Annotated in this window: 14 protein-coding genes; 10 read left to right on the plus strand and 4 right to left on the minus strand. The window is 39.8% G+C overall.

Annotation, left to right across the window (positions count from 1 at the left end; translation table 11 throughout):
* Positions 1-156: 156 nt before the first annotated feature.
* Entirely contained in the window at positions 157-660 is a 504-nt protein-coding gene (locus BW139_RS11165) for a GNAT family N-acetyltransferase (protein ID WP_076919704.1), read from the plus strand.
* Here the strand turns inward: BW139_RS11165 and BW139_RS11170 are convergent.
* Genes BW139_RS11170 through BW139_RS11180 form a run of 3 tightly spaced genes read right to left on the minus strand, consistent with a single transcriptional unit; the run spans position 647 to position 4,142 of the window.
* Complete coding sequence (locus BW139_RS11170; RefSeq protein WP_076919705.1) at positions 647-1,261, minus strand: membrane integrity-associated transporter subunit PqiC; 615 nt, start codon at positions 1,259-1,261, stop codon at positions 647-649. The genes BW139_RS11165 and BW139_RS11170 overlap by 14 nt on opposite strands.
* Complete coding sequence (gene pqiB, locus BW139_RS11175) at positions 1,261-2,916, minus strand: intermembrane transport protein PqiB (RefSeq protein WP_076919706.1); 1,656 nt, start codon at positions 2,914-2,916, stop codon at positions 1,261-1,263. The genes BW139_RS11170 and pqiB overlap by 1 nt, the downstream gene beginning before the upstream one ends.
* Complete coding sequence (locus BW139_RS11180) at positions 2,913-4,142, minus strand: paraquat-inducible protein A (protein WP_076919707.1); 1,230 nt, start codon at positions 4,140-4,142, stop codon at positions 2,913-2,915. The genes pqiB and BW139_RS11180 overlap by 4 nt, the downstream gene beginning before the upstream one ends.
* 139 nt (positions 4,143-4,281) lie before the next feature.
* On the opposite strand from BW139_RS11180, the gene BW139_RS11185 reads away from it, so the two are divergent.
* A complete protein-coding gene (locus BW139_RS11185; RefSeq protein WP_240702038.1) occupies positions 4,282-5,052 on the plus strand; it encodes an ABC transporter substrate-binding protein in 771 nt (256 codons plus the stop codon).
* A gap of 3 nt (positions 5,053-5,055) precedes the next feature.
* On the opposite strand, the gene BW139_RS11190 is transcribed toward BW139_RS11185, so the two are convergent.
* Entirely contained in the window at positions 5,056-5,865 is an 810-nt protein-coding gene (locus BW139_RS11190) for a thioesterase family protein (RefSeq protein ID WP_076919708.1), read from the minus strand.
* Positions 5,866-6,104: 239 nt separating this feature from the next.
* Here BW139_RS11190 and dnaK point away from each other — a divergent pair, with 239 nt between their 5' ends.
* The 8 genes from dnaK (at position 6,105) to BW139_RS11230 (ending at position 14,535) form a co-directional block, all read left to right on the plus strand.
* Entirely contained in the window at positions 6,105-8,024 is a 1,920-nt protein-coding gene (gene dnaK / locus BW139_RS11195) for a molecular chaperone DnaK (protein ID WP_076919709.1), read from the plus strand.
* 215 nt (positions 8,025-8,239) lie between these two features.
* Positions 8,240-9,379, plus strand: a complete 1,140-nt coding sequence (gene dnaJ / locus BW139_RS11200; protein WP_076919710.1) for a molecular chaperone DnaJ — start codon at positions 8,240-8,242, stop codon at positions 9,377-9,379.
* 102 nt (positions 9,380-9,481) lie between these two features.
* A complete protein-coding gene (gene ybaK / locus BW139_RS11205) occupies positions 9,482-9,943 on the plus strand; it encodes a Cys-tRNA(Pro) deacylase (protein ID WP_076919711.1) in 462 nt (153 codons plus the stop codon).
* 152 nt (positions 9,944-10,095) lie between these two features.
* Positions 10,096-10,464, plus strand: coding sequence for a response regulator (locus BW139_RS11210; RefSeq protein WP_010389013.1), 369 nt, complete (start codon positions 10,096-10,098; stop codon positions 10,462-10,464).
* A 131-nt stretch (positions 10,465-10,595) separates the two neighbouring features.
* Positions 10,596-10,847: a hypothetical protein gene (locus tag BW139_RS11215; protein WP_076919712.1), complete on the plus strand. Its 252-nt coding sequence runs from the start codon at positions 10,596-10,598 to the stop codon at positions 10,845-10,847.
* Between the two features lie 161 nt (positions 10,848-11,008).
* Positions 11,009-11,272, plus strand: coding sequence for a hypothetical protein (locus BW139_RS11220; protein ID WP_010389010.1), 264 nt, complete (start codon positions 11,009-11,011; stop codon positions 11,270-11,272).
* A 172-nt stretch (positions 11,273-11,444) separates the two neighbouring features.
* Positions 11,445-13,175, plus strand: a complete 1,731-nt coding sequence (locus BW139_RS11225) for an ATP-binding protein (protein ID WP_076919713.1) — start codon at positions 11,445-11,447, stop codon at positions 13,173-13,175.
* Entirely contained in the window at positions 13,168-14,535 is a 1,368-nt protein-coding gene (locus BW139_RS11230) for a sigma-54 dependent transcriptional regulator (RefSeq protein WP_036954930.1), read from the plus strand. Before BW139_RS11225 ends, BW139_RS11230 begins: the two co-directional genes overlap by 8 nt.
* Position 14,536 lies beyond the last annotated feature (1 nt).

Consider the following 14,536-nt stretch of genomic DNA (forward strand, 5'->3'; position numbering starts at 1 on the left):
TAGTTTGAGTGAAACGCGTTGGCTTTGGCGCCAGACGGAGCAAGGAATGCATGCCGCTATTGTTGTGCCTTTAAAAACATCGGCGCAAAAATAATCTTCTTTTTTATTTCAGTCAATAAAAATATTGGATCGTGAAAAATTTTATCAGGAGTCATTGTGAATATTGCATATACAACAGAGCGTCTGAACCTTCGCTTTGCACAAATAGCTGACGCGGCTGAGTTACTTAAGTTAGTTAACCAGGCCAACTTTATTAAATACATTGGTGATAAAGGTATTTATACCCTAGACGACGCTAAAAAATACATCAAAGACAGTTTTATAGCTGCCCATAAAGAGCACGGTTTTGGGCCTTATATCATCACACTCCATGATGAAACAATCATTGGTATTGTAGGTTTTTATCAGCGAGCGACTATGCAATATCCCGACTTGGGGTTTGCGCTAAAAGACAGTTTTGAAAAAAAAGGTTATATTTTTGAGGCGGCAACAATACTTTTAAATAACAGACATAAATTAGGTATAAAAGATGTATGCGCAATTACTTCAACGGCTAATTTAGGGTCTCAAAATGTACTATATAAACTAGGTTTTACTGAGGTGGGTAAGGCAGTCATCAATGCTGATAAAACCGCCATCAAAGTATTTATTTATGATTGAGTCTTGTTTTTTCAATTGTGTTTGCCACATTTGAATTTATCTCTAGCCACATTTTTTCAAGGGTAGCGACTAATGAATCGTAGCCATCGTCATCTATTGGCGTCACATTTGAGAAGTTATGAATGCTTAGTAAACGTCTGCCTGATTCTGGGTGGGTATAATACAAACGCCATAGCCCTGAGATATCTGCGTTACCTTGCAGATCGCCGTTAAAGTGATGTAATTCATATTCTAGTTCATAAAATATTTGTTGTTGTTGGTCGGTGATGACTGGCAACCCTTTTATAACCATCCAGTTGCTCATGGCATTAAATAATGTTTGTTGCGCAGTTGTTGTAAGCATTACATCCGGCGATTCGCCCCACAAATGATAATTAGCAGCATGAACTTGATTATTATCTACTTTCATCGCAATACCCCGGTTATTCAATGCCCCGCTTAAGGTAACTGTGTGCACCCTGAGTTGTGCTTTTGTATCTTGCACATTTCGCGAAGAGTCAGTTATGGGTTGTTCAAATTGGTAATATTGAGTTGCAGTTTGAATAGCCGAGCTACAACCACTTATAATCAAACCAGCTAAAATTAAAAATAGTGCTTTCATTATTGTTTCCTTGGTTGCGGGTCGCTAGGCAGTGACTTATCAAAAATGAGCATGTTAGGTTGTTCGTTTAAACCACGAGTAAGTGGTTGGAATTCTTCAGATAAACGCTTAATTTGCAGCAGTGTTTGTTCAAGCTGGTGGTGCATTTGTGAGCCTGCTTGATAGCTTGCCATGGTTTTATCAAACTGCCGCATGGTTATTTCAAATTGCTCCATGCTTTTGGTTATTTTTTCGAGATTACGATTAAAGTCACCGGGTAAATTTTGGGTGTCAGGTTTACTTAATAATGTGCGCATTTCACTGGCCAACGCTTGATACTCGCTGAAAGTTGTTTGCATTTTCGCCAAGCTGTCTTCAATTTTTAAATTATTTACCTTATTCAGTACATCAGACACTTGGTCAGCAAGCACCGTTATACCACTAGATACACTCGGGAACACATCGTATTGAGCAAGCTTTTTAAGCTTGCTTTTAGGAGTGTCTGTATAAAAGTCAAAGTCGACGTACACTGCACCAGTGAGTAAATTCCCCGGTTTAAGCGATGCTCTCATGCCATTTTCAATCCATTCATTAACGCTTGTTTTCCAATATTCTTTTGCTACTGAGGTGATGTGGTAAAGACGTCCATATTCGACTTTTATTAATACCGGAACCGCAGTGTTTTTAGCGCGAAAATGGGCGGGCTTACCATCTATAATTACATTGGCTGGTGCTTCAACTACAGTACCTACGCGAGTACCGCGATACTCTACTGGGGCACCTACACGTAATCCTCGAATAGATTGTTCAAATTCAATAAGGTAATAATCAAAATCATAAAAGCGCTCTTCTAGAGCTTGTTTGTAACTTTGGCTTAAAGAAAAGCTATGGCCGTCTTGCGCTAAATCGCCAGGAGCCTGCTGCTCAGGTAGTCCGACAGAGATCCCCCCTTTCAATAATTTGCTTAAAGAACCAGTGTTAATGTTGATACCATCTGCGGAAAGATCTATTTCTATACCTGAGTTAACCCAAAAAATAGAGTTTAAGGTGATCAAGTTCTCATAGGGGGCTTTAATAAAAATACCGTATTGCATTGCTTGGTTTTTCCAATCAAAAGTAGCGGTTTCTATTTGGCCTACTTTATAGTTTTTAAAAAATATGCCAGTACTCACATCGAGTACTTCTGCATTGTAACTGAGCAACTTAAAACGCCCACCTTGAACATCTTTGCCTATTAATGCAGGCTCTTCTTGAAGTTTAAACTGCTTCTTTAGTTGTTTACTTTCGCCTGGCGAAAACTCTAAATAAACGCCTGAGAGCAAAGTGCTCATGCCACTAATGCCAGTTTCATCTATGCGAGGTTTTACCACCCAAATACGGGCATCTTCAGTTAGCAAGTTATCGTAGTTTTTATCTATTTGTGCTCTGGCTATCACGCTGTCTTGACTGTTGGAGAGGCGTACGTGATCAATTTGTCCTATTTTAACACTGCGTACTTTAATTTCTGTTTTACCGGCAACAATGCCCTCGGCTTGCGGCATAGAAATATAGATTGTTTGCCCTTTATTTAATTGGTACTGATAAAGCATCCAAATACCTACCAATAAGGCAACCACGGGAATAATCCAAATCGCAGAAATACGTGTTTTTTGTGCTACGTTGGCTGTTTTAGTCATGCTTTATTCTCTGCGTTTTTATTTTTAGGTGAATCCCACAGTAAACGAGGGTCAAATGCGTGTGCTGCCATCATTTGGCATAATACCATAACAGTAAAAAAGACGATGCCTAAACCCGGTATAACCGACATCAAATTTCCTAGCTGCACTAATGCAACTAATATAGCCACAACAAACACATCAATCATAGACCATTTTCCTATAAATTCAGTAAGTTGATACACTTTTGTGTAACCTTTTGTATGCAGGTTGGCAGGTTTTGTAACCATAAAACATAAAAAACTTAAAATGAGCGCTTTCGCTAATGGCACTACCACACTTGCAAAAAATATAATCAGCGCAATAGGGTACGAGCCGCTATTCCATAAGGTAATAACACCAGAAATAAGCGTGGCAGGGGTTTCATCCCCAAGGCTGATAGTGTACATAATGGGCAGTAAATTCGCGGGAATATAACAAATTACAGAGGTAACTAGCCAAGCTGCTGCTTTTTGAACGCTGTAGGGGTTTCTTAAGTAGGTTTTACTATGGCAACGAGGGCAGATTAGGTCAACGCTCAACTGGTGGCAAACATGGCAGGCTTTTATATTATCGTCTATTGCACGTTCTGCGCCTGCACTACTTTGAAGCCGAGTTGCCGGACTTACCTGCGACCACAACCTTGCACGATTTAGCCGTGTTAACGCACTAACATAAAAAATTACAAATCCCACATAGGCAAAAAAGCTGGTACCAAAACTAACCTCAGCCAATGACATTATTTTTACCATACTGACCAAAACACCAATCAAAAAGATTTCTGACATGATCCAAGGCTCAAGGGTTAAGGTAAACTTTAATAGCCTTCTGGCGAGCGCTTGTGGCAGCGCTTTGAGTACCCCTAAATGTAAAGGGATCAATATAATGAGCAAACTCATAGGCAGAATAATAATGCTGATATCAATAAACAGGCCGAGCAGGTCACTATCATAATTAAATAGAATGCGAGCAGCGTCAGGTAGGGTAATTGTTTGGGTAATACCATTGCTACTAAAAGAAATAAACGGATAAAACATACTGCTGAGTAACATCAGCAGTGCGCTGAAGCTCAACGCGACAATTTCGGTGTCATGATTAATATTAACACCGCGAATTTTGTGGTTACAGCGAGGACACACCGCAACCTGTTTGGCATTAATGTCGGGAATATCAATGATAAGATCACAGCTTGGGCAGGCAGTTTGCAAAATGTTAGCTTATAATTAAATCAATACAATAAAGTGTGCAATATTTGCGATTTAAATACAAATACTAAGGTAAAAATTACTTATTATTTATATTAAAAAAGTAGCGTATGACTTAAATTAATTTAACTGAGGGATGCAAGTGAAAGTCATTTTATTTTTTATGCTTTTTGGACTAAGTTCTGCTGCATTAGCTTTTGCTAAAGACCAAGCGTCATCAACCATTCATGTAGCCGCTAATCCTACTATTTCACCCTACGTTATTAGCTATAACGATTCAGGCATTCAAATTGAAATTGTTAAGGCAGCGCTACGCGACCAAAAAATCAATGATATTAAGGTTCATTATATGGCAAATCAGCGTAGCGACAGCTCTTTGGTTCAGGGCAGTATAGACATTGCATTAAACTACACCGGCAATTTAATTGCGGGTGTTTATAAAAGTGAATCTGTTATTAACTATGAAAATGTGGTGGTAAGCCTTAAAAGGAAAAATTTTACAATTGATTCGGTGTACCAGCTTGCAACAAAAAGCGTACTTGCCTTTCAAAATGCACCTGCTTTTTTACCTCAGGAGTTTGGTAATAATTTGCATAGTTTAGGAGGGTACGAAGAAGTACTTAATCAACAGGCGCAAATACATCATTTAATGGCAGGGTGGGTCGATACAATCATTATTGATAGGCGCATATTTTTTTACTATTTAAAAGAGTATCAAAAAAACCATACGACTCAAGATTATGTTATCCATACTATTTTCCCGTTTTCTGAAATGCCTGCGTATTTTAACGATGATGGCCTCAGAAGCCGTTTTGACAAAGGCTTAGCTAACATAATTCAAAGCGGTGAATATCGCACCATAATGCTTAATTTAGATAAACAATATACCCAGCGCGACTTCACTCGTTTTTAATTGTTAATCAAATAAAGCCACGGTTTGGCGGGTGAGCGCAATAAGCTCGCCCGATTGCGACCAAATACAGCCATCTTCAAGTCCGTAGCCATCTTTTGAATGATGAGTGATTGCTTCAAAGCCTAACCATTCACCCGGCGCTAAGTTAGGCGCTTGTACAAATTCTAAATACCACGACATACTACTTGCCGGTGCTGGTTGTTTAAACATTTGCAGCAAGGTTGGCGGCCATGCGTCAGTAAGGGCAATAACATGGGCTTCTGTAATTGCTTCTGGCGTATGTTTAAAGCGCATCCAACCACCTAAATGAGAGGTTTCAGCACTGCTAAACGGCATGGCTCCTTGTTGAGGGCATAAATCAACATGTTGAAAAAACTCTGGCATTTGCCCAGGAACAAATCCTAAACAGTGACGTTCGTTCACAGGGTGCAAGGTTAAAGACTTTGATACCGGTACATTAATTGATGAATTACGGTTTTTAGCAAAACAGGCCTGCACAATAACGCATACTGCGTCATCTTGAATAGCTTTGGCGAGCACTTGGGTACTGCTTTTTCCTTCACGTAATATTTCTACCGACAAAGAAAATGGCTTTTCAGCCAATAATGGGCCGACAAAGTTTGTACTTAAAGAAAGCAGTCGTCTTGATGAATCAACGTTATTGCGCATTGCTTGATAAAGAAGCGCCGCTGAGAGTCCGCCAAAAGCAGTTCGACCTTGGCACCAATTAGCAGGAAACTGCATAGTATTGGTTTCTTGGTCCGTTTTTTTACTTGCTAGGGCTGCTTGTTGTAATAATTGTTCAAAGTGCACAAATAATGTCCTTTTGGTGTTGTTTGCTGAATTTATATCATACCCAAACTCATCAGACCAGATAATAAGGACCCTCCTAAATAACAAAAAACGAGCAATCCTTACTCTTTTTAGGGTTATTTAGTAAATAAATTAAAAAAAATGAATTTTTTTTCATTTTTACAGTTGAATTAAGTTTGTGGCATCCCTATTAACTAGTCATCGAACGTATTAACGAATTTAGAAGTTGGAGAAGATTCATGGGTAGAATTATTGGAATCGATTTAGGTACTACTAACTCTTGTGTTGCAGTACTTGATGGTGATAAAGCACGTGTTATTGAAAATGCGGAAGGCGATCGCACAACCCCGTCTATTATTGCTTACACGCAAGACGGTGAAACGTTAGTAGGTCAACCTGCAAAACGTCAAGCGGTAACTAACCCAACAAACACATTGTTCGCAATTAAGCGTTTAATTGGTCGTCGTTTTGAAGACGAAGAAGTACAACGTGATATCGGCATCATGCCTTTCAAAATTATCAAAGCTGATAATGGCGACGCATGGGTTGAAGCGGGCGGCGAAAAACGCGCTGCACCACAAATTTCTGCTGAAGTACTGAAAAAAATGAAGAAAACAGCTGAAGACTTCTTAGGTGAAGAAGTAACTGAAGCGGTAATCACAGTACCGGCATACTTTAACGATTCACAACGTCAAGCAACTAAAGATGCGGGCCGTATTGCGGGTCTTGAAGTTAAACGTATTATCAACGAGCCAACGGCTGCAGCACTTGCATACGGTATGGATAAAAACCGTGGTGAAAACGTAGTAGCAGTATATGACTTAGGTGGTGGTACTTTCGACTTGTCAATCATTGAAATTGATGAAGTCGAAGGTGAGCACACATTTGAAGTTCTAGCGACTAACGGTGACACTCACTTAGGTGGTGAAGATTTCGATAACCGTGTAATCAACTACTTAGTAGCTGAATTCAAGAAAGATCAAGGTATCGACTTACACAATGATCCACTTGCAATGCAACGTGTTAAAGAAGCAGCTGAGAAAGCTAAAATTGAGCTTTCATCAGCACAATCTACAGAAGTTAACCTTCCGTATGTAACCGCTGATGCGTCAGGTCCTAAGCACATGAACGTGAAATTAACACGTGCTAAGCTTGAGTCACTAGTTGAAGATTTAATAACTAAGTCAATTGAACCGCTTAAACGCGCGCTGGCTGATGCAGACCTAACAGTGAACGATATCAACGATATCATTCTTGTAGGTGGTCAAACACGTATGCCACTTGTTCAAAAAACAGTAGCGGAGTTCTTCGGTAAAGAGCCACGTAAAGACGTTAACCCTGATGAAGCAGTTGCAGTAGGTGCAGCGATTCAAGGTGGTGTACTTGCAGGCGACGTGAAAGACGTACTATTACTAGACGTATCACCATTATCTCTAGGTATTGAGACTATGGGTTCAGTAATGACGGCACTGATTGAGAAAAACACCACGATTCCTACTAAGAAATCGCAAACATTCTCAACAGCAGAAGATAACCAGTCTGCGGTAACCATTCATGTGCTACAAGGTGAGCGTAAGCGTTCAAGCGATAACAAATCTCTAGGTCAATTTAACCTAGAAGGTATTCGCCCAGCACAACGTGGTACACCACAAATCGAAGTAACATTCGATGTGGATGCGGATGGTATCTTACATGTATCTGCTAAAGATAAAGACACAGGAAAAGAGCAAAAAATCACCATTCAAGCGTCTTCAGGTCTAAGTGACGAAGAAGTTGAAAAGATGGTTCGCGATGCAGAAGCACATGCTGAAGACGATAAAAAGTTTGAAGAGTTAGTAGCTGCACGTAACCAAGCTGACGCACTTGTTCACGGTACACGTAAACAAATTGAAGAAGCGGGTGATGCACTACCAAGCGAAGACAAAGAAGCAATTGAAGCGGCTGTTGTTGACCTTGAAGGTGCTATTAAGAGCGACGACAAAGCAGAAATTGAAGCTAAAACACAAGCGCTTGCTGAAAAGTCTCAAAAACTAATGGAAATTGCCCAAGCTAAAGCACAACAAGCAGGTGGTGATGCCGGTGCAGAGCAACAACAGTCTGCTAAGCAAGACGACGATGTTGTTGATGCAGAGTTCGAAGAAGTTAAAGACGACAAGTAATTGTTACTAACGCTTCTCGCTAACCGAAAACACTACGACTACATTGTGTGTTTAAGTTAGGATGAACACCTGAGGCGCGTAGGCTAAAGCTTAACGCGCCTTTTGTATGTAAGAGATGTAAGTAAAGTGCTTTAAAAATTCAATGATAAATCGATATGATTTATCGGTTTGTCCAGCAGCTAGCGCTGCACATAGAAAAGAGTAGTGTGATAGATATGTCAAAACGCGATTATTACGAAGTCCTCGGCGTAAGCAAAGATGCGAGTGAGCGAGACATAAAAAAAGCGTATAAACGCTTAGCGATGAAATATCATCCAGATCGTACCGCCGGTGATAAAGACCTTGAAACCAAGTTTAAGGAAGTAAAGGAAGCTTACGAAATACTAACAGATTCGCAAAAGCGTCAAATGTATGACCAATACGGCCATGCTGCCTTCGAACAAGGCGGTGGCGGTGGTCACGGTGGCTTTGGCGGCGGCCAAGGTGATTTTGGTGATATTTTTGGTGATGTATTCGGTGATATTTTTGGAGGCGGCGGTGGCCGACGCCAATCTCGCCAGCAGCGTGGTTCAGATTTACGTTACAACATGGATTTAAGCTTAGAAGAAGCGGTTCGTGGTAAAGACGTTGAAATTAAAGTACCGACTTGGGTTAGTTGTGACCCGTGTGATGGCAGCGGTGCCAAAGCGGGTTCTAAGCCAAAAACATGTACAACATGTCATGGTGCTGGCCAAGTACAAATGCGCCAAGGCTTTTTTGCCGTACAACAAACATGTCCAACATGTCATGGACAAGGTCAAATTATTTCAGATCCTTGTAACAAATGTCATGGCCAAGGCCGTGTAGAGAAAACCAAAACACTATCGGTAAAAATTCCAGCAGGTGTTGATACAGGTGACCGTATTCGTTTATCTGGCGAAGGTGAAGCTGGTATGCACGGCGCACCAGCAGGTGATTTGTATGTTCAAGTGTCGGTTCGTGAACATAAGATATTTGTTCGTGAAGCGAACAACTTATACTGTGAAGTGCCTATTAGCTTTACTACAGCAGGCCTTGGCGGTGAAATTGAAGTGCCAACATTAGATGGCCGTGCGAAACTTAAAATACCTTCAGAAACACAAACGGGCAAAATGTTCCGTATGCGTGGTAAAGGTGTTAAGTCTGTACGTAGTGGTGCTCAAGGTGACTTAATTTGTAAAGTGGTGATTGAGACACCTGTGAATCTTAACGAGCGTCAACGCGACCTGCTTACTGAACTTGAAGAAAGCATGGGCAAAGATAGCTCAAAAAACCGTCCAAAAGAGCAAGGCTTTTTTGATGGTGTTAAAAAGTTTTTTGATGACCTGACTAAGTAATTATTAGGGTTAACAGAACTTAGGTAAAAACGGCGCTTTTTTAAGCGCCGTTTTTTTGTTTAATATGGTAAGTTATCAGAAATTTATTAAGGACAATATCAGATGACCCCTGCAATTGAACAGCTAAAAAAATCCCGAATTAAATTTGATATACTCAGCTATGAGCACGATGTAAACAATACTAATTACGGCCTTGAAGCAGTTGAAAAGCTAAATCTTAATAGCGCTCAAGTATTTAAAACGCTGGTGTTAGAAACCTCAGAACAACAACTAATTGTTGCTGTGACGCCAGTTACTCAGCAGGTTAATTTAAAGCAATTGGCTAAGCTCTGCGCAGTAAAAAAAGTAATGCTGGCAGAGCCGCAAAAAGTACAGGCAAGTACAGGATATATTTTGGGAGGCGTTAGTCCTCTTGGACAAAAAAAGCGCTTAAAGACCTACATACACTCAAGCGCATTAGACTTTGATACTATTTATGTGAGCGCAGGTAAGCGAGGACTTGAAATTACACTCAGCCCAGCATGCTTAGCTGAGCTTATTCAAGCTTCGTTTGGTAATTTCTAATGCTGACTTAATTATCAAACTTGCGTCGTGTAAATAAAACTGATTATTTGCTTCAACAGCTTTAGTTAACTAATGTAAATACTACCTATAGCAGTTTTTGTTAATTCATTTTAATGAAGATTTGTTTGTACCTACTTTGGTTAATCATTCGTATGAGAATATTAGTTGTTGATGACATGCCATTAATGCGTCATGTGCTCATTAATATGTTGAGGCAGTTAGATTATAAAGACATTGTTGAAGCAACCGATGGTCTGCAAGCGTTAACTATACTTAAAAATCAACTTATAGATTTGGTTATAACAGATCTACATATGCCAAAAATGGATGGCCTTACCCTACTTGATGCTATTAGAAAGGATACTGAGCATGCTCAGCTCCCCGTACTTATGGTGACTTGTGAAGACAGCTCTGAGACTGTAAAAAAGATAATTAATGCAAAGGTATCAGGGTTTATTATAAAGCCCTTTAGTATGAATGTGCTGTCAGCTCAATTAACACGTTTAGCTAATAAAGTTTAATCGCACAATATTTTTAATCTAATTACTTAATAAACATAACTCTGATTATTAATTCCTACGCCCATCAATTTCTTTTCTATCATGTGATAGCATATGCTATTAACTAATCAAAAAGTAATGATTGAGGAAGTATGGCTAAGCCCAATAAAAAAGGGCCTACAAAAACGGTCGATATATTTTGTTCTGCGTGTAAGGCACCGTTATTCAAATACCGTAAAGGGGGGAAAGGTGCTTTAGTAAAATGCTTTATAGAAAGAATAACCCAAGATCACACCCATACTGAATGCGTATGTCCAGGCTGTGAGCGGCCTTTTGCTCGCCCAGCGACTATAAGAGGGGCTGCAGCTTATAAAATGATAGGTGGTAAAGTCACTTTTAAATAAAGTAGCTATTTATCCCAAACTATCAAGAGGCGGACATAAGCCCTTGTTTGCTTTTTTTTCACTGGTAAACTTCGCTGGTTTTGCTGTTTCAATGATTGAAAAAAACCCTCCCCATGGATTGGGCCAGTCAGTTGGGTTTTAAAATGGAAAAGGATAGACGTGTGATTGCACTTTTATTTGATATTGTTGGTATGAGTGGCACTTTTTTAGTGGTTGGTTCGTTTTTTTTACTGCAACTTAATAAAGTATCGCCAAAAAGTTTGACGTATAATTTAATGAATTTAAGTGGCGCTATTTTGTTACTTATTAGTCTTTGCTATAACTTTAACTTAGCGAGTTTTGTAATTGAAATATTCTGGATCGCAGCCTCATTAATTGGTTTGTATAAGTACTTCAAAGACAAGCCAGCGCTTGCAAAAGCGTAGATTAAGCTAAAACAGCATCCCCTTGCAGGGAATTAAACCGTGAAATATTTTTAGTTTCACGGTTTTTTAGTTTTAATACACTTGTTAACAAAAAGTTTCTTCTGCAAAGACCTATAAATCGATACAATAGTGGCTATTACTTATTATTGGCACCTTGGTGTCATAGGCGTTTATGTTCTCCATCCCTAAAAAAATTATTTTTGCTTGTATTCTGTTAGTGCTGTTATTACTGGTTACATTTTCATTTGGCCGTGCTTATGATTTAGGCCAAGCTAAAATTCAAGCTGACCAACAGGTCATTCAATTAAATAATTATATTGATAATGAACTCGCGCGCTTTGCAGCTATTCCTCAGCTCCTTACTGAAAATAATTTATTGATTCGTTTTACTAATAATGAATCACAACACTTCAATGCAATTAATAATTACTTGGCTGATATTCAACAAGCCAGCGGTGCCTCAGATGTATATATACTAGATACTCATGGCGACGTTATTGCCAGTAGCAACTGGCAAACCGACTATACGTTTTTAGGCAGCAACTTTGCATTTCGGCCTTACTTTAAACAAGCTTTTGCCGGAGAAAAGGTCGCCTACTTTGCTCTTGGACAACGCTCGAAAGAACGCGGAATATACTTCTCGCAGGCTATTTACCAAGATGGCAAAGCCATTGGCGTTGTGGCACTAAAAATTAATGTCGCTAAATTTGAAAACGATCGTTCGTTATTAAATACTTCAAAAGGCAGTCATTTTTATTTGCAGCTTGCGGATAAAATTATTGCTATGTCAGATGAGCCAGCATGGCGTTTAAACACGTTTACAGAGCTTGATATTACTACACGTCGCGATATTAAACAGCGCCGTGCTTACTTAGATCATCAACCGTTACAAATAAAGCAGCAGCGCTACAAAAGTCAGGGCATTGAGCAATTTAAAATTGCTAAAGATGAATATGTTGCCGCTTCAAGACCACTGACACACCTAAATGCAACGATGACGGTATTGGTTGATATTTCAAGCGTAAATGCATTACAGGTGCCCAGATTGTTATGGCTGGTGTTGTTTTATTGGGTATTTATTTTTGTCGGATATAGCTTATTGGCACGCTTTGCCGGATATAAAAAATTACTGTACTCGCGTCATAGTTTAGAACTTGAAGTATTAGAGCGCACTCAAGCGCTTGAAAAAGCGCAAACTGCACTAGTACAGTCGGCAAAATTAGCCACAATAGGGCAACTAAGTGCGGGTATTAATCATGAAATTAACCAGCCACTGAGCGCCATCAACACTTATTTGGCAAGCGCTAAAATTTTCCTCAAAAAAGGGAAACTCAATGCATTAAGTGAAAATTTAATTATTATTGAGAATTTGGTAGAGCGGGTGCATAAAATAGTGGCGCAGCTTAAACACTTTAGTAAGCCGGCGACAATGCAATTGCGACCACATCCACTGTCGGCGTTATTAAACAATGCGTTGATGATCACCCACCCGCAACTTAAACAAGACGATGTTAACGTCAGTGCTCCGCAGTTTTCGCAAGAGATCACCGTGTGGGTTGATGCATTAAAATTTGAACAAGTACTGGTTAATGTGATCACCAATGCGTCACAAGCAATGAAAGGTGAGCCTAAACGAGAGCTTAGTTTCGATGTTGAGTGTTTTGAGGAGCGCGTTAAGCTTTCTATTTTAGATAGTGGTCCAGGTATTGAACACCATGTGCTGGGATCTATTTTTGAACCCTTTTACAGTACCAAGTCAAGTAATGGTTTAGGGCTGGGCTTATCAATATCAAAGCAAATTATTGATTCATTTAATGGTTACTTAACGGCGCACAATCGTCCTCAAGGCGGTGCACAGTTTATTATTAGTTTATCAAGCATAGAGGCCCCAAAAAATGATTGAAGCCGTTGTTTGTAAGCAAGTGGTTGTTATTGATGATGAGGCGATGATCCGTGATTCGTTAAATCAGCTTTTAACCCTCGAAGGGTATGAGGTGCAGTGCTTTAGTGATGCGAGTATTGCTTTAAGCCGTTTAAGTCGCAATTTTTATGGCGTTGTCCTCAGTGATATAAATATGCCAACTATGGATGGTTTAACTTTTATTGAGCAGGTAAAAGCATTCGACAGTGAACTTCCGGTAATATTTTTAACAGGTTATGCCGATGTTTCTGTAGCGGTTAGAGCAATGCAATTAGGTGCTTATGATCTATTTGAAAAACCCCTGAACGAAAATTTATTAGATTGCATTGCTAGGGCCTCAGACAAACGTGCTTTAGTTATGGAAAACAGAGCTCTGAAGCGTGCGGTTGAAAAGACCTCTGCGCCCGGTGTGCGCATTTTAGGCGAGACCCTTAAAATGCAGCACATGATGAACTTACTCAACACAGTGATTGATACACCCGCAGATGTATTAATTGAAGGTGAAACTGGAACAGGTAAAGAGTTGGTTGCCCGTTACTTACATGATCATAGTAACCGTTCAAGCTGTCAGTTTGTGGCTATTAACTGTGGCGCGGTGCCTGAGCAACTAATAGAAAGTGAATTGTTTGGTGCTGTTAGTGGTGCATATACCGGCGCGACACAAGATCGCAAAGGCAAGTTTGAGTTTGCACAAGGCGGCACGGTTTTTTTAGATGAAATTGAAAGCACTCCCTTGTCGCTACAAGTTAAATTACTACGGGTGCTTGAAGAGCGAAAAGTTACCCCTGTGGGGGCAAATAAAGCCATTGACCTTGATATTCGTATTGTTGCGGCCACCAAGGTCGATTTACTTTCGTTGGTAGAAAAAGGTGAGTTTAGAGCCGATTTATATTATCGATTGAGTTTAGTTAAAGTCAGTATTCCCGCATTAAGAGATAGAAAAGCCGATATTCCTTTATTGTTTAAGCACTTTAGCTCTATTGCGGCCACTCGTTTTCATAAACCTTTAGGTGCGCTTAATATTGAGTTACAACAGCGCCTACTTGCGCATGATTGGCCAGGTAATGTTCGTGAATTAAGAAATCAAGCTGAACGAGCGGTGTTACTTGGCCCCGATCTGGCTTTTGCACAAAGTGACTCAAGCAGTAGTGGCTCGTCGTTATCATTGGACTTAAGCCTTGCAGAAAAGGTCAGCTTTTATGAACAGTCTTTAATTGAAGAAGCCTTAGAGCTTAATCATGGCAGTATTAAAGACACCATGGCAACGTTGCAAATCGCGCGCAAAACCCTCTACGATAAAATGAGTAAATATAACCTTAATCGAGATATGTTTACCGATTAGT

It is taken from the genome of Pseudoalteromonas sp. SK18 (genome assembly GCF_001974855.1).
Classification (GTDB): domain Bacteria; phylum Pseudomonadota; class Gammaproteobacteria; order Enterobacterales; family Alteromonadaceae; genus Pseudoalteromonas.

Excerpts from the sequence above, each read along its gene's own strand:
- BW139_RS11170 (WP_076919705.1), bottom strand. The coding sequence starts at position 1,261 with ATGAAAGCACTATTTTTAATTTTAGCTGGTTTGATTATAAGTGGTTGT.
- pqiB (WP_076919706.1), bottom strand. The coding sequence starts at position 2,916 with ATGACTAAAACAGCCAACGTAGCACAAAAAACACGTATTTCTGCGATT.
- dnaK (WP_076919709.1), top strand. The coding sequence starts at position 6,105 with ATGGGTAGAATTATTGGAATCGATTTAGGTACTACTAACTCTTGTGTT.
- dnaJ (WP_076919710.1), top strand. The coding sequence starts at position 8,240 with ATGTCAAAACGCGATTATTACGAAGTCCTCGGCGTAAGCAAAGATGCG.
- ybaK (WP_076919711.1), top strand. The coding sequence starts at position 9,482 with ATGACCCCTGCAATTGAACAGCTAAAAAAATCCCGAATTAAATTTGAT.
- BW139_RS11210 (WP_010389013.1), top strand. The coding sequence starts at position 10,096 with ATGAGAATATTAGTTGTTGATGACATGCCATTAATGCGTCATGTGCTC.
- BW139_RS11215 (WP_076919712.1), top strand. The coding sequence starts at position 10,596 with ATGGCTAAGCCCAATAAAAAAGGGCCTACAAAAACGGTCGATATATTT.
- BW139_RS11225 (WP_076919713.1), top strand. The coding sequence starts at position 11,445 with ATGTTCTCCATCCCTAAAAAAATTATTTTTGCTTGTATTCTGTTAGTG.
- BW139_RS11230 (WP_036954930.1), top strand. The coding sequence starts at position 13,168 with ATGATTGAAGCCGTTGTTTGTAAGCAAGTGGTTGTTATTGATGATGAG.